Source organism: Alteribacillus sp. HJP-4, from assembly GCF_042139015.1.
In the GTDB taxonomy this organism is placed as follows: Bacteria; Bacillota; Bacilli; order Bacillales; family Marinococcaceae; genus JBHIKY01.
This window is the reverse complement of sequence record NZ_JBHIKY010000041.1, coordinates 1-22,630: the sequence shown is the minus strand read 5'-3', so window position 1 is coordinate 22,630 and position 22,630 is coordinate 1. Positions and strand designations below refer to the sequence as shown.

Below are 22,630 nucleotides of genomic sequence, written 5' to 3'. Positions count from 1 at the left end.
ACAAATCGAACCGTTTCTTTTTTGAATTTTTCACTATAACGTTGCCGTTGTTCACCCATGTGAACCCCTCCTTGGTATGATGATGCCATTCCGTTATAGAGGTGTCTACCAATCATACTAACAGCACTATGTCCGCCAACCATTGAAACAGGCTTATTTTAATAGAATAACGGATCTCCTGTCCGCCCAGCGGCACTCTCCCTGACAGTACGTCCAGAACACCAGTTGACAGACAGTCCATTATCATCATAAAAAAGACTTCGCTGAGAGGTTCATACCCTTTCAGTGAAGTCTTTTTTACTTTCTATTGATAATGAGCGGGAGAATACATTTGCAAACAGAGCACCTAGCGACAAATTAAAGACCATATTAATCATAGCGGGGATGGCGGCTGCTTCTCCGATAAATTCAAGTGCCAGGATCGCCGCCAGGGCTGAATTACAAAGACCGGCCTCGAATAAGATTGCTTTCGCATTTTCTCTAGAAAATCCACACCATAATGTAAGCCTGTAACCGGCTGCCATTGGGACAAATACCTGTAAAAATACGGCTCCGCATAATAAATAAAACCACGGTTCTCCTGTTTGTATTTCTCCACTTGTTTCCGAAACGACAGTGAGGACAATCAGCAGCAAAGCTGTGGATGAAGAAAGTCTTGTATAAGGCTGTATGACTGTCACAAGGAAGGGAGATAATTTTTGCACAAGAATACCGCAGAGTACCGGAAAAATAACAATTAAAAGCATATTCCAGCCAAGGTCTGCAAAGGAAACCTCGACATTGCCAATTGTAAAGGTCTGCATAATGGCTGGAGTCAGAACTGGGCTTATAAAAACTTCAATAATAGACATGATGATAATAAGAGGTGTGTTTCCTCCTGCTAAAAAAGTGTACATCGTAGCTGCAGTTCCAGTCGGAACGCTGGCTGACAAAATAATACCTGCCGCAAGCTGAGGTTCTGATGAAAACAGAAAATACGCCAGGACGATAGAAAAACCAACCGTGAAGATCCACTTTAAGCTTAAACCGAAAATAATTATATGTATGGAGGATTTTAAAAGCTTAATATGCTCAAGAGACATGGAAAGTCCCGTTAGAAAAATGACAAATCCCAGCAGAAAGCTTGTACTGCCCCCCAGTACAGCAAATATACCTGGAAAAAAGTATGCAGTAATAGTACATACTATAATCCATAAAGGTAAAAATCTTGAAAGCAGCTGACTCAGCAATTGCAATGGAAAGTTTCCTCTCTTAGCTGGTTTATATTGCTATCATATCACTTCCTTGGCTAGTGGTCTTTTATTGGGGCATTCCTAATAGACACAACAAACCCCGGACGTTTATTCGTCCGGAGCCTGCCGTAATTTATGTAATTAAGAATTATCTTAACCTACTCCGCAAGAAACGACAAGCTTTTTTCGACAAATATTTTATCAAGCCCGCACATGTTCAATAGATGTACACATTTCATTTCCAGCACTTGGAATGCGGAATAAATTTATCCTGCTATTCCCTGAAAACACTGGTGCACCCCGCCTTGACGTATTATCGAAACACTTTTATCTTTAATATAATTGACGTCATTCTATGATCCGAAAGGAGGGACGGAATGCGCAGTACAATACAGACGAAAATAATGATACTCATCATTTCGTTAGTTACCTTTATTACAATATTACTCTCAGGATTCTTTGCTGTCTTAGAGTCAAAAGATATTGAAGAACAACTTGGCGATAAAGCACTGAGCACAGCCACGTATATAGCTGGCTCCAGTGTAGTCCGGGACGCTTACCAGCTCGATAACCCTTCAGATGAATTACAGCCATATGCCGAACGTATCAGACAGCAATCGGGGGCCGAATTCGTCGTGATTGGCGATAAAAATGGCAGACGCTACGCTCACCCGGATGAATGGAAAATTGGTGAGAAAATGGTCGGCGGGGATAACGATCGTGCACTTATAGACGGAGAATCATATATTTCAGAAGCAGAGGGTACATTAGGCGCTTCTCTGCGGGGAAAGGCCCCTGTACGTGATGAAGAAGGTAATATTATAGGAGTGGTTTCTGTTGGGTTTTTAGCAGAGGATCTTCGGGCGACCGTGCTCCAGCGTATGCTTATCTTAGGAGCACTTGCTGCAAGCGCTATCATCATTGGAGTTATAGGAGCTGTTCTTTTATCGAAAAGTATTAGAAAAGATATGTACGGACTTGAACCATATCAGATTGCTTCTCTGTACAGAGAAAGACAAGCTATTCTAAAGGCCATCCGCGAAGGTATTATTGCGATAGATAAAGCTGGAAAAATCACAATTATAAACAATTCCGCAAGAGAAATGCTTGGACTTAATAAGTCCGTAAAAAATAAATTTATTACGGATGTACTTCCAAACTCTGCGCTCGAACGAATTTTAAAGAGCGGCATTCCGGAATTTAACAGAGAGCTTCCGATGCAGGGACAGATGTATATTGTAAATCGCCAGCCAATTATAGAAAATGATGAAATTGTAGGGGCAGTGGCCTCCTTCCGTGATAAAACGGAAATGATGGAAATGGCAAACTCTATTTCAGATATTAAGCGTTATTCTGATGAACTGCGCTCGCAGAATCACGAGTATTCTAACAAGCTTTATGCATTATCGGGTTATCTTCATTTAGAAAAATGGGAAGAAGCTGTGGCGTTGATTGAAGAAGAAATCCGCCTGCAGGAAAAACAATCATTTGTTATATTTTCAAGGATAAAGGATACGAACGTTCAGGCTATTCTAGCCGGGAAGTCCGGCAAGGCTTCCGAAATGAAGGTTTCTTTTGAAGTGGAGGAAACGAGTGAACTCGAGGCGCTGCCCCCGAGAATCGGACAGGCTCAGCTTATTTCTATTCTTGGAAACGTTATTGATAATGCGCTGGATGCCGCCAGTCAACATGCTGATCCACAGGTCATATTTTACGTTACAGATATTGGCGACGATATTATTTTCGAGGTTAGTGACAATGGTCCCGGGCTGCCTGCTGATTTGTCTACTCTTCTTGAAAGAGGGTTCTCGACAAAAGAAAGCAATAATAAGAGAGGATATGGCATGGCAATAATCCAGGACACGGTAAATGATTTAGGCGGTATGCTCGAATTTGACAGCCACCCGGACGGAGGAGCTGTCTTTACCATTTATCTCCCAAAAGCCCAACCAAGTGATAAAGGAGGGAAGATTTCATGATACGAATTGGTATTGCTGAAGATGATTTCAGAATTGCTGCGATTCACGAAGAACTGATTGAAAGGATTGACGGATTCACCTGCAAGGCAAAAGTACTTACTGGAAGCGACACAATTCAAATGCTCGAACAGCAGGAAATTGATTTGCTGCTGCTTGATGTATATATGCCCGATGTATCCGGAACAGATCTGCTCGCTTCTCTGCGGGAGAAATTTCCAGACGTGGATGTCATTATAATATCTGCTTCTACAGATTTTAAACATGTCCAGAAATCACTTCATTACGGAGTGTTTGACTATATTGTAAAGCCGGTATCGCTCGAACGGCTCGAGTCGACATTAAATGAGTATCAAATGTTTAAAAAGGAGCTGGATGCAGCCACAACGCTGGATCAAGAATCGATTGATCGTTTGAAATCAATGTCGAAGGATGTCTCTTCCACCGTCGAAAGAAAGAAAGAAAATATCATGGACCTTCCAAAAGGGATTGACAGCTTGACATTGCACCAGGTCAGTGAATTTTTACGACAATCAGAAGAAGGTATTACTGCCGATGAAATGGGACGAAATCTTGGCGCCTCCCGGACCACTGCACGCAGGTATTTAGAATATTTAATTTCAGAAAATAAAGCAGAGGCCAAGCCAATCTATGGAATCGTCGGCCGTCCAGAGAGAAGATATTTTATAAAGAATTAGCTTGGCAAGTGATGTCTCAAAAACTTTATCCTTAAGATTACGGAATCAGGTGAATGACTTCCTGACTCCGTTTTTTATGCCGCGCAGTCCCGAAATGTAAATCCGTAAACAAAATGAATAAAATGAAAATTAATACACAATATACGGGTTATATTGAAAACGGTTACATGTAAGCGTTTTTTTCCTATACTGAAGTTAATCATTTAAGGGGGTATTTTAATGAAACATTTTTGGCTGCTGACTCTAGCACTTTTTACTAGTATATTTTTAGCCGCATGTGGAAGTGAAGATGACTCGTCAACCGCGGGCGATGACGGCGGTGACAACGGAGACGGAGAAGAAGAGGAATTTGAACCTGAAAATTCACTTGAATTTGTAGCCCCTTCTGGCGCTGGCGGAGGCTGGGACACGACAGCCCGCATGGCAGCAGAGGGCTTTGAAACAGAAGAAATTATCGATCAGGGCGTCGGAGTTGTGAATAAAGAAGGCGGCGGCGGTGCTGCAGGCTGGTCTTATATTGCAGGGAAGGAAGGCAATCCGCATCATTTGTTTGTAGCTTCCCCTCCTCTCTTATTGATTCCTTTAAACGGTCAATCTGAATATGGACATGAGGATTTTACACCAATTGCCAATATGATTTCTGATTTTGGGGCGTTTGCTGTAAGAGAAGATGCACCATGGGAAGATTTAAATGATCTTTTCGATGATATGAAAGACAGCCCTGAGGATATTACGGTAGTCGGCGAATCTTCTCCTGGCAGTATGGACCACGTTCAATTTGTAAAAATTGCAAAAGCTGCAGGCGTAGATCCATCATCCATTAAGTATGTATCTGCACAGGACGGAAGCACCATGACAAACCTATTGAACGGAAACGCTGATGTATATTCTTCCGGTGTTACAGAGACAATTGAACAAGTTCGCGCAGGAAAGATTAAAGTGCTGGGTGTTACTGCGGAAGAACGTATGGAAGGCGATGTCGTTGAGGACTTCCCAACTGCTACAGAGCAGGGTATTGAAGAGACATTTGTAAACTGGAGAGGCTTCTTTGGACCGCCTAACATGTCCGATTCGGAAATTGCCTATTATGAAGAGAAATTTAAAGAGTTAAACGAATCTGATTATTGGGAAGAAACACGTGAAAAATACGCGTGGAATGAACAATTCATGGGCAGTGAAGAATACGCTGAATTTCTTGATGAAGAAAAAGAATCGATGCAGGAGCTGCTTGATGATTTGAATCTGCAGGGAAATTAATAACTGGTAGATGGCGGGGCATCGCCCCGCCGCTGTTTTTTAGATAAAGGCTGGTTCAAGGGGTGAAAAACATGCTTAAACCAATTCATCGTAAAGTAAGTCTTGTCCTTATTGCAATCGCTGTGTATTATTTATATCTTTCTTTTCAGCTTCCAAGCTTTATGAATGCACTAATAGATGCTTCATCCATGCCGAAAGCAGTGGGGTTTTTACTCATATTATTGAGTGTGATTCTATTTTTTACTCCGGATAAGGAAACGAATGAAGAAAAACAAAAAAGGCAGATTCCAGCAGCTGACTTACTAAAATTAGCCGGTGTATTCTTGATGATCGTAATATATATTTTCTTTCTTGAAAAACTTGGTTTTATTATTGTAACTACACTATTTACCTTTTTTTCCACGATGTTTCTCGGCTATAAAAAACATCTTGTAAACGGAATTGTTGCAATTTTATTTCCATTTGTTTTATACGTTATTTTTACGGTTCTGCTTGAGTTGAGTCTTCCATCAGGCATTTTACCGCTATAGAAAGGAGGAGCTGAACGTGGGAAATATAGAAGGTATATTGAGCGGGCTTCAGGTCGCGCTTAGCTTTCAGGGAATTATGTTTGTTTTTCTTGGAGTTCTCGCCGGAACCTTTATAGGAATGATGCCGGGCCTCGGTCCGATAAGTGCGATAGCTATTATGATTCCGCTGACATACTCTATGGATCCGACCATTGCGCTCGTGTTAATGGCAGGGGTATATTACGGGGCCGTTTTTGGAGGATCTACCTCCTCTATTCTTCTGAACGCTCCCGGCATTTCTGGTACAGTTGCGACGTCGTTTGATGGATATCCAATGGCTCAGCGCGGGGAAGCAGGGAAAGCGCTTGCCATTGCAGCTATCGCCTCTTTTACAGGTGGTACGGTCAGTGTTATTTTGCTGATGCTATTTGCTCCTGTATTATCGAGCGTGGCGATTGTGTTCGGTCCTCCAGAGTACTTTGCACTGATGGTGCTGGGGTTAACTGCCATCGCTAGTTTATCAGACGGATCCACTATTAAAGCACTTATTTCCGCCGTGCTCGGTATCATTGCCGTAACCGTTGGAATGGATACACAAACGGGAACTACTCGTTTTACATTTGGAAACTCTAATCTGCTTGAAGGAATTGATTTTCTTGTCGTTGCACTCGGGTTGTTTGCCCTGGCAGAGGTTTGTAATTTGATTATTAACCGTAAGCAATCGACACAGGATCAAAAAGCGATTGGCAGCCTGAAACTGACGAAAAAAGATTTAAAGGATATGAGCGGGCCGATGAGCCGCCAGTCCTTTCTAGGTTTTATCCTTGGAGTGCTGCCTGGAGCCGGGGCTACAATCGCCTCGTTCATCGGGTATATTACCGAAAAGAAAATAGCAAAAAAACCTGAAGAATTTGGAAAGGGTGCTGTTAAAGGGGTGGCCTCTCCGGAAACAGCCAATAATGCCGCCACAAGCGGAGCGTTCGTTCCACTGCTCAGTCTTGGTATTCCCGGCTCAGGTACAACTGCAGTGCTTCTCGGCGCCCTGCTCGTGATGGATATTCAGCCCGGGCCGCTCTTAATGGAAGAACAGCCTCAGCTTTTCTGGGGTGTCATTATTAGTATGTATATCGGGAATTTATTTCTTCTGATTTTAAATCTCCCGTTAATTCCTTATATCGCTAAAATACTTGCCATTCCACGTCCGATGCTGATATCGCTCGTCATCATGTTCAGCATGATTGGAGTTTATACCATCAGCTTTAATACGTTTGATCTATATTTGCTGCTCATATTTGGGGTAATCGGCTATTTAATGAGGTTAACCTCGTTTCCTGCCGCTCCGTTTATTCTCGCCTTTATTCTCGGTGGAATGATGGAAGAATCCTTTAGGCAGGCAATGACGATCAACAACAATGACCTTACTGTATTCTTTACAAAACCAATTTCGCTGTCACTCTTAATAGTGGCATTGTTATCTTTTGTTATTCCTATCTTTCAATCGTACCGTGCGAAGAGAAAAGAAGCAGCAGGAAATGCACAGTAGACAAAGGAGGCACGCGTAATTTATGCGTCGCCTCCTTATTTTATTTGTTTATCAGCGACCATATATAAGCACCTCTCTAATGATTAAATCCTGTTTTCTTTAGTAAAAATAGGGAATAGAAAGAAAAAATATATAGTCTTCAGGTAAAAGAGAGGATTGGTAGATTATGATTGATTTGACCGGAAAGAATATAATCGTGACCGGTGCTGGTTCGGGGATGGGCGAAGCAGCAGCAATTAAATGTGCAGAGGCTGGAGCTAAGGTAATTCTTATCGACAAACAAGCCGCTGAGCAGACTGCTGAGAAAATTAGAAATATGGATAAGGAAGCCGTTGTGTTCGAAACGGATGTTTCTGAAGCCGAGCACATGAAACAGACTTTTGAAGAGATAAGTCAAAGCTGTAATACCATAGATGCTATTTTTGCTAATGCGGGTATGAACGGCAAAGTGACATCGATAGAGGATTTGCAACCTGAGGATTGGGACAGCACACTGGCTGTGAACCTGCGCGGTACATTTCTCACGGTCAAATATGCCATTCCCTTCATGAAAGATAAAGGTGGAAGCATCGTAATTACGAGTTCTGTAAACGGAACCCGCATTTTTTCTAACATAGGTATGACTGCCTACAGTGCTTCCAAGGCAGGCCAGTTGGCATTTGGTAAAATGGCCGCGATTGAACTCGCTGGCTACAATATTCGTGTCAACGTTATCTGTCCTGGAGCTGTTAACACGAATATCGGCGAGCGTACGTTTGAGGAGAAAGATGAATTGAAAAAGGTTGAACTACCCCTAAAAACAACTATGGATACGTCTAAGGATACCCTGTTAACCAGGTCCGGAGAGCCTGAAAATGTTGCAGATCTCTTTCTTTTCCTGGCCTCAGATAATTCTTCTCATATTTCCGGCATCGAAATGTTTATTGATGGCTCGCAGTCCTTGATGTGATTCTTCCGCCTTACTGAAGTGGCCACATCGCCTGTTTATAAGCCATATCCCAAAACATATACTCAAACCGGGTTGTATTTAGAAAGATCTCTTCGAGGTGAACTAATTCATGCTCCGGCTTTTCTTCTGCAAGATCATCAAGCATTGAAATTGTCCAATTTGTAAGGCTCTGAAATTCTTGACTGGCATACATTTCAATCCAATCTCCATAAAACTCATGACTTGCAGCGCCGGGAATTTCATTTAATTCTTTTCCAATTTCTGCATAGCTCCACATGCACGGCAGCAGGCTGGCCACAAGCTCTGCCAGCCCGCCGTTATTGCCTACATGCAGCATATAGTGAGTATAAGCGAGAGTCGTCGGAGCCGGCTCCGCTTTTTCAAGTTCTTCCTCTGTAATTTCGAATTTTTTGGCATACTCACGATGCAGCTCCATCTCCGTGTTGAGGGTACTATCAAGAAGCCTTGCGAATTCCCCCATCGTTTTTACATCCGAAGCCTTTACTGTACCTATAGCAAATAGCTTTGCATATTCAATCAAGTACAAGTAATCCTGAATCATAAAAAATCGAAATTTCTCCTTATCCAATGAGCCGCTGCCCATTTCCTGGACGAAGGGGTGATTATGATTTTTTCTCCAGATTGGTTTTACTTTTTCAAGAAGTCTTGAACTAAAAGCCAAAATGACCATCCTCCTAAGTATTGTGTACTTAGCCTCGTTTGATTTACAGGGTTCCTTTGAGCAGTGCCTGCCTCGGCAATTTCTCCGGACACTGATTCCGCTATTTGTTCCTTACAGCGGCAGTGAAGTCCGGACCCGGAAGGAGGCAGCGCCTTTCAAAACTTAATAAAAAACCACTCAAATGCCTCGTCAGTCTTGAAGCACTCCTAGTGGTCACTATTAATTTTTACTATTAATTATTCATTTGAAAAGCTCATATGCACTATTCTGAATATGAAACTGTTTAGATCTGCATTTTTTGTTGTGAAGATAATTCATGAAATTCATACATACAACAACGTAACACAAATATCGTTTGATCCAAAATTAATGGCCACGGTTTAACATGTTATTCAACGCAGTAAGAGCATCCCGTTGTGTATGAGCATCAACTGAAATGACATGCTGAGGCTTCTGCTCCATAATACTCTCCAGGGACCAGAGGAGGTTGGGAAGATCAATTCGGTTCATAGTAAGGCAGGGACACATATTTTGATTTAAGGAAAAGACAGTTTTGTCTGTCTCTTCTGCGGCAATGCGGTTCACAAGGTTCATCTCTGTTCCGACGGCCCATTTTGAGCCTGGCGCTGAATTGCGGATTGTATTTACTATTTTATTAGTCGATCCTGCTTCATCTGCTGCCTGCACTACCTCTAATGAACATTCGGGATGAACTATAATGCGAGCATCTGGCTGCTGTTTACGAATTTCTCGTACGTTATCGATCGTAAATTTCTCATGTACGGAACAATGACCCTTCCAAAGAATGACCCGCACCTTTTCTAAATCTCCCTCTGTCTCAAAACGATGATTGATCGGGTCCCACACAGCCATTTCTTCAAGCTTTACCCCCATATCATAGGCTGTATTACGTCCTAAATGCTGATCAGGCAAAAATAAGATTCTTTCTTTTTTTTCAAAAGCCCATTCCAGCATCGCCTCCGCGTTGGAAGACGTAACTGCTGCTCCGTCATGTTTTCCACAGAAGGCTTTTATGGCTGCGGTGCTGTTTACATATGTGAGAGGAAGAATCGTATCACCAAATTTTTTCTGCAACTCTGTCCAGGCCAGCTCCACCTGATTTATATCTGCCATATCAGCCATAGAACATCCAGCACGCAGATCAGGCAGAAGTACTGTCTGGTTGTCCTCTGACAAAATATCGGCTGTTTCAGCCATAAAATGCACTCCGCAGAAAACGATATAGTCTGCTTTTTTATTTTTCGCCGCTTCCCGAGCAAGCTGAAGAGAGTCCCCGGTTGCATCCGCAAACTGAATTACTTCATCTTTTTGATAGTAATGACCGGGCATAAACAGCCGGGTGCCAAGCACTTCCTTTATTTCACGAACTCGATTCTCCATGTCTGCTTTGGACATGCTCCGGAGAGATTCCGGTATTGTATTGAGCTGAAAATGATCTAATATATTCATCATGCAGCTTCCTTTCCATTAAGATATTAAGAAACTTAAATCACAGGACGTTATGGAATGAGTAAGAGCTCCGACCGACAGGAAATTAACTCCGCTTCCTTTATAATCAGCAACATTTGCTATCGTAATATTCCCTGATACTTCGGTGTAAATATGGGCCGGCACATATGTGCTTAGCTCTCTGACTTTTTCTGGTGGACAATTGTCAAACATCACAATGTCTGCCCCTGAGCGCACTGCCTGGTTCACTTCTTCGGCATTCGTTGTTTCTACTTCTATTTTGACCATATGTCCGGCCTGCTGCTTTAAAACATCCACTGCCGCAGGGATACTTCCGGCTGCAGCGATATGATTATCCTTAATCATAACGGCATCGTATAAGCCTATCCGGTGGTTTAGACCGCCGCCGCATCGTACTGCGTATTTTTCAAAGATTCGAAGTCCCGGTGTAGTCTTTCTTGTATCACAAATTCGAATAGATGAGTCATTCAGCTTTTCAACCATTTTCCTTGTCATCGTTGTTATACCGCTCATTCGCTGAAGCAGATTTAACAGCACTCTTTCTCCGCTTAATACAGCTCTCGTGTTACCTTCTACGTGAGCTATCGTCTGGCCCGGTTCTATTTTTTCTCCTTCCTGAATATAAAAAGTAACTCGTGCGGATGGATCAAGAATATTCATTCCTTCTAAAAATACAGCACTTCCGCTGAAGAATCCTTCAGATTTGGCGATAATCGCTCCCATTGTCCTTTCACTGTCCGAAAAAATTGAATCTGTGGTCACATCTCCTGTTCCGATATCCTCGTTGAAAAAACCCGTCAATTTCTTCCTAACCAGTAATCGATTCATACGAATACTCCTTCTCTTTCACTATTGGTTTCATTTGTCTGCCTTGCCAGACAATTTCACGTGATGACCAACTATCATCTTCTTTGTGAAAATCCTCACGTAAATGTGCGCCCCTGGACTCGGTACGCAGCAGACATGCATTCGTAATCATCCAGGCTGCAGTAAGCATATTTATAATGATCGTCCCTTCTGCAGAAAAGGAGTGAGAAGCTGGGGCACGAATAACGTCAAAATAATCTGCAAGCCAATCTTTTAATTTTGTGAGCTCCTCTTTATTTTTAATAATGCCGCAGTATTGATCCATCATTTGTTGAATTTCTATCCGTGAGGGTAAATTGACTTCAACTTCAATATCGTCAAGTCTTTCTGCCTGGTTTTCAGATGCATTGAAAGAAGGCCTGGAGAGTTTATCGGCAAGCAGAAGAGCCATGGCCGCCCCCTCAAGAAGTGAGTTACTTGCCAGGCGATTGGCACCATGCATTCCGGTACAGGCTGTCTCGCCAATGGCAAAAAGACCAGGTATCGTGGTCTCGCCGTATTCATTTACCGCCACACCTCCCATCATAAAGTGCGCGCCCGGCCTGACTGGCAGCATCCCCTCTGCAGGATTTATGCTATTTTTTTTACATGCCGCAGCGATTGTAGGAAATCGTTTAGTAAAGTGTGGAATACGGTTGATAGACAAAAATACTTTATTTCCCTTCTGCCATTCATCGTGGACGGCTTTCGCAACTACTGAGCGTGGGGCGAGGTCTTTTTGAGGGTGAATACCCTCCATTATCGGTTCATGCTCTTGATTAACAAGAATCCCTCCTTCCCCTCGCACTGCTTCTGACACGAGACATGGAGTTTCCCCTGTTGTCAGCAGCATTGTCGGGTGAAACTGGATAAATTCCATATCAATAATTCTGGCACCGGCCCGAAAAGCAATCGCCACTCCGTCACCAGTTGATTCTTTAGAATTGGACGTTACTGAATAAAGTTCTCCGCATCCCCCTGCAGCTAAAATAGTTAACGGAGCATATATTTCATGAACTTTTCCTTCTTTATCCTTTCCAACTACGCCGATACTTTTGCTTCCCTGCAATATGACATCATGAATCAGGAGATGTTCTTTGATTTTGACCTGATGCTTTACTGCTTCTTTTAAATGTTTCATAATATTGGAGCCGGTTGCGTCACCACCGGCATGGAAAATTCGCCGGAGACTATGTGCTCCTTCTCTTGTACGGTGAAATTCTCCGTTCTCCGCTTTATCAAATGGCACATTTAAACGGATAAGCTCGTTCATGACCAGCGGAGACTGCTCAAGCAGAGCTTTTACACTGTGTTGGTTATTAAATTTGGAACCGGCATTCAATGTATCCTTCATGTGAAGAAAAAAATTATCTCCCTTACTGACCGCAGCTGCAATCCCCCCCTGGGCTTTCTCCGAATTACCTGCCCCGAGAGAGGTTTTCGTAACGACAATGACGTTCATTTTTTTTGATAGCTGTAATGCAGCCATCAGGCCTGCAAGGCCGCTTCCAACGATTACAGCATCTGTTTTCGATATAATTCTATCCATCCTGCCTCCATATTGTAATAACATGTGTCTTGACACTTATATTTACATAAAACTACACTAGGAGCAACCATTCTTTTTTATAAACCTTTGGAGAAGAGGGAAAGTTCATGCTCTATCTAGACTATTGTGCTACAACTCCCATGAGTGAGGAAGCGCTGACTACTTATTTGCAGACAGCCCAACGATACTATGGCAATGAACAAAGTCTTCACGATCCTGGACATGAAGCAAAGCAGCTTTATGAATACTGTAAACAAGAGCTTGCGGATCTCATAAATGGGGAAGCGGACGGCATCTATTTTACCAGCGGCGGCTCAGACAGCAACTTCCGCGCTCTCTATGGACTAGCCCATGGATATAAAAGGAAGGGAGATCAAATTATCACCTCCCCGCTCGAGCATCCTTCTGTCTATCAATCTCTTGAAAAATTAAAAGCAGAAGGATTTACTGTAAAAGAGGTAGGATTAAAGAAGAACGGGCAGGTTTGTCTTGAATCTTTGAAAAGATTAATTTCAAGCCGGACGATACTTGTTACCATTTGCCACGCAAGCAGTGAAACAGGTGTTATTCAGCCATTGGAAGAGATCGGCCGTATTGTAAAGGAAAAGAACATCATATTTCACAGTGATGCAGTGCAGAGCTTTGGGAAGATACCTTTAGATATTCAAAAATACGGGTTAAGCTCTGTATCAGTTTCTGCGCATAAACTATACGGCCCTAAAAATACTGGATTTTGCTATATTTCCCCACAATCAACTTGGGCCGCTGTTACCCCTGGAGCCGTCCATCAAAATGGTTTCAGCGCCGGCACCTTAGATATTCCTGGAATCGCTTCCTTCACAACGGCATCTAAAAGTATCCACGAACAGCTTATAGAAAATACTGACAAGTATCAGAAAATGAGACGATGGCTGCTCGAACAGCTGGATAAAGAAATATTCTCTCTTTTAGGAGATCAAATAAATCGCCTCCCGCATCACCTTGGCCTTCGGGCGAAAGGGCATGAGGGCCAGTGGATAATGCTTGAATGCAGCCGGAACGGAATAGCGGTTTCCTCTGGTAGTGCCTGTAAATCATACTCTTCAAGCCCGCCTAAAAGCTTACTGGCGATGGGGCATTCTCCGGAGGAGGCTCACGGCCTTTTCCGTATAAGCTTCGGCAAAGACACATCTTATCAGCATTTGGAAAAAACCGCTGAAGTGCTGAACTCCATCGTAAAAACAAGCAGAACTCCTTCCGTTTAACTGAGAAACTACTGAAAATGTACTGAAGTTGAAAGAAAGTCTATTTATTTATATCTACCGGTGATTTCTATCGAATGGCGCATGCGGACAGGAGTTCCGTTATTTGATCAAATATCACTCTAGTTTGCGGACATGAGAGGTACGCTATTTTCCTGTATGACAGAGAATTTGGCTGCCTTTTCCCGAGATTATTAAATAATATCCAATGGCGGTTTTGCCGAAGGTTTAGGAAAAGCTTTATCAAGCATATTAATTTCCTGCTCACTTAACTCAATGGAGGCCGCCTCCGCATTTTCTAATACATGCTTTTCCTGTACTGCTTTTGGGATAGCAAGAACGTTATTGTTTCTAATTGTCCACGCCAGGGCAATCTGCATGGAAGAAGCATTATGTTGTGCTGCGATCTTTTCAATGGCGGGGTCAGTCATCAGCTGCTTTCTCAGCCTTCCACCCTGCGCAAGTGGACAATAGGCCATCATTGGTACGTTGTGTGCTGCGTGCCAGGGGACAAGGTCCACATCAATCCCCCTTGAACCAAGGTGATACAGCACCTGATTAACAGCACAATTATCTCCGCCGGGCGTCCTCCACAGCTCCACCATATCCTTAGTATCAAAATTAGAAACACCCCACCGCGAGATTCTGCCCTCCTTTATCAACTGCTCCATTCCTTCTACTGTTTCACTTAAAGGAACACCGCCCCCCCAATGCAGAAGATAAAGGTCTATACAGTCAGTGCCCAGCCTCCTTAAACTATTCTCACAGGCGGTGAATATGTTGTCTTTCCCGGCATTGTGAGGATAAACCTTTGATACTAAAAATAAATCGTCACGGCTCCCGGCAATTGCTTTTCCCACTACTTTCTCTGATTCGCCGTCTCCATACATTTCTGCCGTATCAATTACCTTCATGCCACGTTCGACTCCAAGCTGAAGGGCATAAATTTCCTTGTTCTTGTCTGCAGGATTTTCACCCATATGCCATGTTCCCTGGCCGACCGCAGGTATAGTCGTACCGTCTGGAAGTGTAATATGGCGCATTTTTTTACCTTTACTCATGAATAACTGCTCCTTTCTGTTTTTTTACTTTTCCCTTTCCCGTTTTCAATTTTACAAATACATTTTCTATTAGTTTGGATTTGCTTCAAGAAATCTTTTGAGTAAAAAAATATCACATCAAAAAAAGATATATATTGGTCATCTAAAACAATAGGTATCCCTTTTTATACATGGTAGGATAGGAGAAATTCACATTGAACAGGAGGAGCACGGTATGAAAACAATCGTCTGCCAGAAACCAAATCAATTTGAAATGATAGAAACAGACAAGCCGGCAGCTCAATCGGGGGAAGTACTCGTTGAAATCAAGCGCATTGGAATCTGCGGTACTGATTTACATGCGTATAAAGGAAATCAGCCGTTTTTTCAATATCCCCGTGTGCTTGGGCATGAGCTTTCCGGAGTAGTGCTCGACCCCAATAATGACAACGATCTTCGCAAAGGAGACCGCGTTTCTATTATCCCATATGTCGCCTGCGGGAAATGCCCTGCCTGCCGGAAAGGGAAAACCAATTGCTGCGAACAGCTTGAAGTTATTGGCGTGCACCGGGACGGGGGGATGTCAGAAATAATCTCCGTACCCGCAGGTAATATCATTAAAACCAATGATATTTCGTTAGAAGAGGCTGCTCTGCTGGAACCATTGAGTATCGGAGCACACGCTGTAGAGCGCGGACAGCTGGAAGAAGATCAGAGCGTCCTCGTTATAGGGGGAGGGCCGATAGGTCTCGGGGTCATCGCGTTCGCAAAGCAGAACGGAAACAAAGTAATTGCATTAGACATTAATGAAGAAAGACTGAGGTTCTGTAAAACCTGGGGCGGAGCGGACGAAACCGTTGCTATCTCGAATAACACCATGGAAAATATCAAAGAAGTGAACCATGGAGAGCTCCCAGAAATTGTATTTGATGCAACCGGTAATAAACAATCCATGATGAATGCATTCGATTATGTATCCCATGGCGGAAAACTAATTTACGTAGGCCTGGTAAAAGAAAATATTACTTTTTTCGATCCAGACTTTCATAAAAAAGAATTAACTTTAATGGGAAGCAGGAATGCCCGTAAAGAGGATTTCAGAAGGGTGAAGCAGGCTATTGCTTCCAAAGATCTGGTACTAGAGCCTTATATCACTCACAAAACCAGCTTTGCTCAATTAATTGATGACTATGAAAGCTGGTACGATCCTGCAGAAAATGTCATTAAAGCAATGGTCACTGTTTAATTTTATCCGAAATGAAAGTAAACATTGCGCACCTACACTTAACGAGCACCGGCCCTTTTCCACGCCGCTGCTCGTTTTATATTCTGTATAGTATGAGCATCAACTGCCGGCTTACATTAGTGAAGCTCCTCTTTTATTTTTTTTCGATATTCATTGGGAGAAAAAGAAGTGAATTTCTTAAATGTCCGATAAAAATGAGGCATGCTTCGAAAACCGCACCTTTCGGCAACTGACTGTACTGTTTCTCCTTCCCAGCTTAGCAGATCACATGCGAGATGCATTCGCTTTACTGTGATGTACTCGCTCACGTTCATTCCTGACAGCTGTTTGAACGAACGGCTGAAATGGGCGGAGGAGACATTTGCTTTTTTTGCAAGATGCTCCAGTGTAAATGATTTATCCAAATGATTTTCTATATAGGACAGACTTTCAATAAACCAGGACGGTCCCACTTGAGAGACCGTTTTTGATTGAGTATCCTGTAGACAATGGCGGTTGATATGCAGTAAAAAGGTGTGGAGCCAAAGAAGGACTGCCTGCTTCTTATCAGCTCTGCTGCTGCGGTCTTCATTTACGAGCTTTTCTAAATAATGCTCCACTTCCTCCCTGTCCTGGGAGTCCACATGAAATTGATAATTTTTTGACGCCTTTGCCTTATCAAATAACGCCAGGAAAGAATAAGCTTCTCCAAACTTCCCGTGTTGAATAAAGGCTGGATTAAAAAAAACAGCTGTCGATGTGATGAGATCGTTATGATCGATGATTGCGCGATGAATCGTGTTGCTTGGTATCGTAACTAAGTCTCCTTCTGTCACCTCAAAAAAAGCCTGATCAATAAAAAACACCCCGTTCCCTTTATGTACATAAATGATTTCATACCAGTCATGGAGATGGTTCGGAAGTTCATGCTTTGGGTGTTTAGTATCTCTGTAGACAATGTAAAAAGGATAAACCGCTGATGATTCAATACGCTTTCTGATTGCCTTCACGATTTCACCTCCCTTTTTTCACATCAAAATAAGGTACATATAAGTCATTTGGAGCTATATTTATATCTTTATCAACATGTTATCATAAAATACAGAGATATGTATGCGATTACAATGAGTCCTGGATCCGTTTATTATGGAAAGCATTACTTGATAAATATTATGCGGCGGCTATTTTACTGGGAGGGGTTCCATTGGAATGGAGAGCAAATGACAAGATTGTATTCATTGGGGACAGCATAACGGAGGAAGGAAGATTTGAAGATCCAGAAAGTATTGGAGCAGGATATGTTCGTCTAATCCATGATCTGCTGCTGATAAAGCACCCAGATTTGAACTTGAACATCTTAAATAAAGGAATAGGCGGCAGCCGTATCACCGATTTAGCAGAACGATGGGAAAAAGATGTAATCGACGAAAACCCGGACTGGGTGTCCGTCTCGATCGGAATCAACGATGTCTGGAGACAGCTGGACAGACCCGAAATTGAGCAGGTCTTCCCCGATATGTTTGAACAAGTTTATGATGAAATATTAAAACAGGTGCATCAACTAACATCAGCCAGGCTCATCATTATGGAACCTACGTTAATAGAGGAAAACGCAGATTCAGAGGGCAACCGCCTGCTGCGTCCATACGTAGAAGCATCGCAAAAGCTTGCAGAGCGTTACAGTGCAGTTCTAATCCCGGAACATCAAGCCTTTCTCACCTATTTAAAAGCAAATAACCAGATCGCACTGACTACAGACGGTGTCCACATGAATTCCAAAGGAGATATGCTGATGGCCACCACCTGGCTTAATACAATGGACAAATGTTCAGTACTAAAAGAAGGAGGATCTTCATCATGATAAAGTCATCTATAAGAATTCATGAAAATGATAATGTTGCCGTTCTTATTAAGGATGGTACAAAAGGAGAAGAAATCACGGTTGGTGATCTCTCTGTCACTTTAACGGAGAATATTCCAGCCGGTCACAAAGCAGCACTTCGTGATATTGCAGACCAGGAGAACATTGTAAAATACGGCAACCCTATCGGAAGAGCGACGGAGCCTGTTCAAAAGGGAAGCTGGCTTCACTCCCACAACGTAAAGACGAATTTAAGCGGAACGCTCGACTACACTTACGTTCCAAAAGTAAGTCAAATAGAATCAGCAAAGGAAAGCCTGACCTTTCAAGGCTATAAACGTCCGAACGGAGAAGTCGGTATCCGTAATGAAATCTGGATAATTAACACAGTAGGATGTATTAATAAATCCGCAGAACTGCTTGCTTCGATGGCGAACAAAGAGCTTTCTGAAAATGATGAAGTGGACGGCGTATTTCATTTTCCTCATCCATTCGGCTGTTCTCAGCTGGGTGATGACCTTACCAACACCCAGCAGGTATTATCAAGTCTCGTCCATCATCCGAACGCTGCCGGAGTACTCGTGATGGGACTCGGCTGTGAAAATAATACCATTTCTTCTTTCAATGAAGTACTTGGCGAAAAAGCAAATGGAAAGGTTTTATATCTTGGCGCTCAGGATGTAGAGGATGAAATTGAAGAAGGGTTAAATCGTATAAATGAACTGGTGGAGTTCGCAAACAAGTTCAAGCGCGAACCGATACCGTTGTCTGAGCTGAAAATTGGTTTGAAATGCGGCGGTTCCGACGGCTTTTCAGGTATTACAGCGAACCCGCTAGTTGGGTCTTTCTCTAACCGGCTCATCTCCCACGGTGGGACCACGATTTTAACTGAAGTACCTGAAATGTTCGGAGCAGAAAAATTACTGATGGAACGGGCAGAAAACGAAAGTGTGTTTCACAATACAGTTAAACTCGTCAACGATTTTAAAGAGTATTTTCTCGGCTATGACCAGCCGGTATATGAAAATCCGTCTCCGGGTAATAAAGACGGAGGGATCACCACTCTTGAAGAAAAATCATTAGGGTGTGTGCAAAAAGGCGGGAGCGCACCAGTTGTCGATGTCCTTGACTATGCACAACGAGTGAAAAAGAAAGGGTTAAACCTTTTGCAGGGTCCTGGAAACGATATGGTATCCGTAACAAACCTGTCAGCAGCAGGTGCTCATATGGTTCTATTTACAACCGGAAGAGGAACTCCTTTTGGAGGTCCAGTCCCGACAGTGAAAATTTCTACCAACACAAAGCTCGCAGAAAAGAAAAAACGCTGGATTGACTTTAACGCCGGTCCGTTCGTAGAAGGCACTCCGCTCGAGGAATTGACGGATTCCCTGCTTGATTCCATTATCGAATGGGCCTCAGGAACAAAGAAAACCCGGAACGAAGATTACAACTTTAAAGAGATTGCTATTTTTAAAGATGGAGTTATTCTGTAAAAGGAGGTTGTTATGAAACAATTATCACATTCTCTCATTCTATCCAACGAAGAATTAAAGCATCAATCTGAGCCGGCTGCTGAACTCCCGGAAAAAATACTTCAGATCGGCGAAGGTAATTTTATCCGGGGCTTTAATGACTGGATGGTTGAGCAGATGAACCGCCAGGGAATATTTAACGGGCGTGTTATTGCTGTTCAGCCTACACCGCACGGCCGGAAAATGCCGGATGTCAAAGCACAGAACGGCGCTTACACTGTGGTGCTGCGGGGAACAGAACAAGGCACCAGCGTTGACAGGGCTGATCTTATCACCGCTATTTCAAGAGGAATTAATCCTTATGAAGAATGGAACGAGCTTGTTCAGGCTGCCTGTCAGCCAGATGTACAAATCATGATGTCGAACACAACGGAAGCCGGACTCACTTATCAACCAGAAGACTGGAGCCGGGAAAAAGCAGCATTGTCTTTTCCAGGAAAGCTGACTCAGCTTCTATATGAGCGTTTTTTAGCCTATGATGGGGACCCTGATAAGGGTTGGACCCTGCTTCCATGTGAGCTTGTTGAACGTAATGGAGACGTTTTAAAGGAACTGGTCCTGCGTAAAATAAACGATTGGAAGCTTGGAGAGGCATTTGAAACGTGGATACTTGAAAGCAATGAATTCTGCCAGACGCTCGTCGATAGAATTGTCACAGGCTATCCAGATAACGCAGAAGAATTTGAAGAAAGGCTCGGATACAAAGATAAGCTTTTGACGGTGGCTGAGCCCTTCCATCTTTTTGTTATTGAAGGCAGCAGCAGAGTGAAAGACATTTTGCCGCTCGATCAGGCCGGCCTGAACGTCCGTTTCGCCTCTGTCTCTGATTTTGCAGAATTAAAAATCCGCCTGCTGAACGCACCGCATACTATGATCTTTGCTCTTTCCTACTTGAATGGTATCGATACAGTATATGAAACTATGAAAAACCAATCAATGCGAAGCTTTTTGGATGATGTGATGGATGAGGCTATTAAGCCTCTGCTTGCCTTTCCGGAGGAAGAAAAAGATAATTTCTCTTCAGCAGTGTTAGAGCGCTTCGAAAACCCTTTCCAGCGCCATTTTCTCACAGACCTTGGCCAGAACGGCATGCAGAAGTTTAAAAGTAGAGTCCTGCCGCTGTGGGAGCGGATAGAGGGGGATGATAATTCAGCTTCTCATTATTTTGCCGCAGCACTTGCCGGATTGCTTGCTTATTACCAACCTGCAGAAATTTCAGGGGATAAAGCGGAAGGAAGAGCATTTGGGCGAAAAATTCCATTGCGGGAAACAGAGGAGTCCCTTACCTATATTGCCGGTCAGTGGAAGGAATACAAAGAAGGCAGCATAAGCATCATCACCTTTACAGAAAACCTTCTATCACGTGAAGAATTATGGGAGAACAAGGCTGGCTTTTTAAAGAAGAAAACGAGTGAGACCGCCGCTTATTTACAAGCACTTATAGAGAATGATGTAGAGGAAGCCCTGCAATTATTGAAAGAAAACACAAGGAGGACCAACAATGAGCCTGCAAAGTAGAGAAGAAATAAGACAAGCTGTATCAGAAGCAGTACAAAACCAGCCAATTACTGACGTCCACACCCACTTATATTCAGCCAACTTCGGAGATCTTCTGCTCTGGGATATTGATGAATTATTAACGTACCATTATCTTGTTGCTGAGGTGATGCGCTGGTCCGATATCGCTCCGGAGGATTTTTGGAAGCTGACCAAGCAGGAGCAGGCTGAACACATCTGGCAGCATTTATTTCTTGACCGCACCCCGGTTAGTGAAGCCGGCCGTGGTGTTTTGAACGCATTAAAGGAATTAGGATTTGACCCCGGGACCAAAGATCTGAAGTCTTACCGGGAGGAATTAGCTAAGCGGTCGACCTCAGAGCAAATTAAAGACGTGCTTGAACGCGCCAATATCAGTAATGTCGTGATGACAAACGATCCGTTTGATGAAAAAGAACGAGCAGTATGGGAAAGCGGTAAAAAGGCGGAAGCACCCTTTCACGCGGTCCTCCGGCTTGACCCTCTACTGAATGACTATGGGAACACAAAACTTAAGCTGCGCGAGTGGGGATATGACCTCTCTGATGAATGGAATGACCAATCGATAAAAGAAACTCAGCGCTTTTTAGAAGACTGGATCGGGAAAATGAATCCATTATATATGGCTGTTTCCCTTCCTCCAACCTTTGCGTTTCCGGAAGACAGCGACCGTGGCCGTATTATCAGAGACTGCATTCTTCCGCTTGGCAGAAAGCATAACATTGCGTTTGCGATGATGATCGGAGTAAAAAAACAGGTCAATCCTGCACTTGGGGATGCCGGAGATTTTGTCGGCAAAGCAGACATCAGTGCCGTCCAAAACCTACTTTCTGAGTTTCCGCAGAACAAGTTTCTTGTCACGATGCTCTCTCGAGAAAACCAGCATGAACTCGCAGTTCTTGCCCGCAAATTCCGTAATTTAATGGTGTTTGGCTGCTGGTGGTTTATGAACAACCCTGTCATCACCAATGAAATCACGAGAATGCGCATGGAAATGCTTAACACCAGCTTTATTCCTCAGCACTCCGATGCCCGTGTCTTAGAACAGGTTATTTACAAATGGAAGCACACCCGCCTCATGCTGACCGATGTGCTCACGGACAAATATGCTGATATTGCTGAAACCGGTTGGAAAATCGAGAAAGAAGCTATTGAAAAAGACGTCAAAGACCTGCTTCACCAAAACTTCTGGCGTTTTATCGAAAAAGATTTCACGAAGCTGTAAACTCCATATTGTGGGGGCTGTATCATAAATGATACTCGCCCCTTTTTGCATGGTAAAAAAAGCAGTGGACAAGTCCTTCGCTTTCCGTGGGCAGCGCTTCAGCTAACCGGACGAAACCCGCGCCCGGCGGATCTTCAGCCGCTGCTCTTCGAGGCTGCTGAAAAACCTGCATTTTATCTCCAACAAAAACGGAAGTTCAAAAAAGGACCCTTTTATTCCTCTATTGGAATAAAAGGGT

19 protein-coding genes are annotated in these 22,630 nt (G+C 43.2%); 12 read left to right on the top strand and 7 right to left on the bottom strand.

Annotated features, from left to right (window positions below):
- Nucleotides 1–272: 272 nt before the first annotated feature.
- Nucleotides 273–1,235 (bottom strand): bile acid:sodium symporter family protein, encoded by a 963-nt coding sequence (locus tag ACE4RR_RS20820; RefSeq protein ID WP_375537360.1) that lies wholly within the window; start codon nucleotides 1,233–1,235, stop codon nucleotides 273–275.
- A 374-nt stretch (nucleotides 1,236–1,609) separates the two neighbouring features.
- Between ACE4RR_RS20820 and ACE4RR_RS20815 the strand changes: the two genes are divergently transcribed.
- The 6 genes from ACE4RR_RS20815 (at nucleotide 1,610) to ACE4RR_RS20790 (ending at nucleotide 8,164) form a co-directional block, all read left to right on the top strand.
- Nucleotides 1,610–3,211 carry an ATP-binding protein gene (locus ACE4RR_RS20815; protein WP_375537359.1) on the top strand — a complete coding sequence of 534 codons (1,602 nt, stop codon included), beginning with the start codon at nucleotides 1,610–1,612 and terminating at the stop codon, nucleotides 3,209–3,211.
- Nucleotides 3,208–3,906 (top strand): response regulator, encoded by a 699-nt coding sequence (locus tag ACE4RR_RS20810; protein WP_375537358.1) that lies wholly within the window; start codon nucleotides 3,208–3,210, stop codon nucleotides 3,904–3,906. Before ACE4RR_RS20815 ends, ACE4RR_RS20810 begins: the two co-directional genes overlap by 4 nt.
- 219 nt (nucleotides 3,907–4,125) lie before the next feature.
- The gene (locus ACE4RR_RS20805) at nucleotides 4,126–5,163 is read left to right on the top strand and encodes a tripartite tricarboxylate transporter substrate binding protein (RefSeq protein ID WP_375537357.1); all 1,038 of its coding nucleotides are present in this window, start codon (nucleotides 4,126–4,128) and stop codon (nucleotides 5,161–5,163) included.
- Nucleotides 5,164–5,234: 71 nt separating this feature from the next.
- Nucleotides 5,235–5,693, top strand: coding sequence for a tripartite tricarboxylate transporter TctB family protein (locus ACE4RR_RS20800; RefSeq protein WP_375537356.1), 459 nt, complete (start codon nucleotides 5,235–5,237; stop codon nucleotides 5,691–5,693).
- Nucleotides 5,694–5,709: 16 nt separating this feature from the next.
- Nucleotides 5,710–7,215, top strand: a complete 1,506-nt coding sequence (locus tag ACE4RR_RS20795; RefSeq protein WP_375537355.1) for a tripartite tricarboxylate transporter permease — start codon at nucleotides 5,710–5,712, stop codon at nucleotides 7,213–7,215.
- A 166-nt stretch (nucleotides 7,216–7,381) separates the two neighbouring features.
- On the top strand, nucleotides 7,382–8,164 hold the full coding sequence (locus ACE4RR_RS20790; RefSeq protein ID WP_375537354.1) for an SDR family oxidoreductase: 783 nt from the start codon (nucleotides 7,382–7,384) through the stop codon (nucleotides 8,162–8,164).
- A 10-nt stretch (nucleotides 8,165–8,174) separates the two neighbouring features.
- Here ACE4RR_RS20790 and tenA read toward each other — a convergent pair whose 3' ends face one another.
- The 4 genes from tenA to nadB form a co-directional block, all read right to left on the bottom strand.
- The gene (gene tenA, locus ACE4RR_RS20785) at nucleotides 8,175–8,846 is read right to left on the bottom strand and encodes a thiaminase II (protein ID WP_375537353.1); all 672 of its coding nucleotides are present in this window, start codon (nucleotides 8,844–8,846) and stop codon (nucleotides 8,175–8,177) included.
- 366 nt (nucleotides 8,847–9,212) lie between these two features.
- Nucleotides 9,213–10,316, bottom strand: a complete 1,104-nt coding sequence (gene nadA, locus ACE4RR_RS20780; RefSeq protein WP_375537352.1) for a quinolinate synthase NadA — start codon at nucleotides 10,314–10,316, stop codon at nucleotides 9,213–9,215.
- 18 nt (nucleotides 10,317–10,334) lie between these two features.
- Nucleotides 10,335–11,165 (bottom strand): carboxylating nicotinate-nucleotide diphosphorylase, encoded by an 831-nt coding sequence (gene nadC, locus ACE4RR_RS20775; RefSeq protein ID WP_375537351.1) that lies wholly within the window; start codon nucleotides 11,163–11,165, stop codon nucleotides 10,335–10,337.
- Nucleotides 11,146–12,732: an L-aspartate oxidase gene (nadB, locus tag ACE4RR_RS20770; RefSeq protein ID WP_375537350.1), complete on the bottom strand. Its 1,587-nt coding sequence runs from the start codon at nucleotides 12,730–12,732 to the stop codon at nucleotides 11,146–11,148. The genes nadC and nadB overlap by 20 nt, the downstream gene beginning before the upstream one ends.
- Before the next feature lie 107 nt (nucleotides 12,733–12,839).
- Here nadB and ACE4RR_RS20765 point away from each other — a divergent pair, with 107 nt between their 5' ends.
- Nucleotides 12,840–13,976 (top strand): IscS subfamily cysteine desulfurase, encoded by a 1,137-nt coding sequence (locus ACE4RR_RS20765; protein WP_375537349.1) that lies wholly within the window; start codon nucleotides 12,840–12,842, stop codon nucleotides 13,974–13,976.
- Nucleotides 13,977–14,167: 191 nt separating this feature from the next.
- Here the strand turns inward: ACE4RR_RS20765 and ACE4RR_RS20760 are convergent, their stop codons facing one another.
- A complete protein-coding gene (locus tag ACE4RR_RS20760; RefSeq protein WP_375537348.1) occupies nucleotides 14,168–15,034 on the bottom strand; it encodes an aldo/keto reductase in 867 nt (288 codons plus the stop codon).
- 214 nt (nucleotides 15,035–15,248) lie between these two features.
- Between ACE4RR_RS20760 and ACE4RR_RS20755 the strand changes: the two genes are divergently transcribed.
- Nucleotides 15,249–16,259: a zinc-binding alcohol dehydrogenase family protein gene (locus ACE4RR_RS20755; protein ID WP_375537347.1), complete on the top strand. Its 1,011-nt coding sequence runs from the start codon at nucleotides 15,249–15,251 to the stop codon at nucleotides 16,257–16,259.
- A gap of 116 nt (nucleotides 16,260–16,375) precedes the next feature.
- Here ACE4RR_RS20755 and ACE4RR_RS20750 read toward each other — a convergent pair whose 3' ends face one another.
- Nucleotides 16,376–17,248, bottom strand: coding sequence for an AraC family transcriptional regulator (locus ACE4RR_RS20750; RefSeq protein WP_375537346.1), 873 nt, complete (start codon nucleotides 17,246–17,248; stop codon nucleotides 16,376–16,378).
- Nucleotides 17,249–17,442: 194 nt separating this feature from the next.
- On the opposite strand from ACE4RR_RS20750, the gene ACE4RR_RS20745 reads away from it, so the two are divergent.
- Genes ACE4RR_RS20745 through ACE4RR_RS20730 form a run of 4 tightly spaced genes read left to right on the top strand, consistent with a single transcriptional unit; the run spans nucleotide 17,443 to nucleotide 22,392 of the window.
- The gene (locus ACE4RR_RS20745) at nucleotides 17,443–18,099 is read left to right on the top strand and encodes an SGNH/GDSL hydrolase family protein (RefSeq protein ID WP_375537345.1); all 657 of its coding nucleotides are present in this window, start codon (nucleotides 17,443–17,445) and stop codon (nucleotides 18,097–18,099) included.
- Nucleotides 18,096–19,592, top strand: a complete 1,497-nt coding sequence (locus ACE4RR_RS20740) for a UxaA family hydrolase (RefSeq protein ID WP_375537344.1) — start codon at nucleotides 18,096–18,098, stop codon at nucleotides 19,590–19,592. Before ACE4RR_RS20745 ends, ACE4RR_RS20740 begins: the two co-directional genes overlap by 4 nt.
- A 12-nt stretch (nucleotides 19,593–19,604) precedes the next feature.
- A complete protein-coding gene (locus ACE4RR_RS20735; protein ID WP_375537343.1) occupies nucleotides 19,605–21,149 on the top strand; it encodes a tagaturonate reductase in 1,545 nt (514 codons plus the stop codon).
- A complete protein-coding gene (locus tag ACE4RR_RS20730; protein WP_375537342.1) occupies nucleotides 21,133–22,392 on the top strand; it encodes a glucuronate isomerase in 1,260 nt (419 codons plus the stop codon). Before ACE4RR_RS20735 ends, ACE4RR_RS20730 begins: the two co-directional genes overlap by 17 nt.
- Nucleotides 22,393–22,630 lie beyond the last annotated feature (238 nt).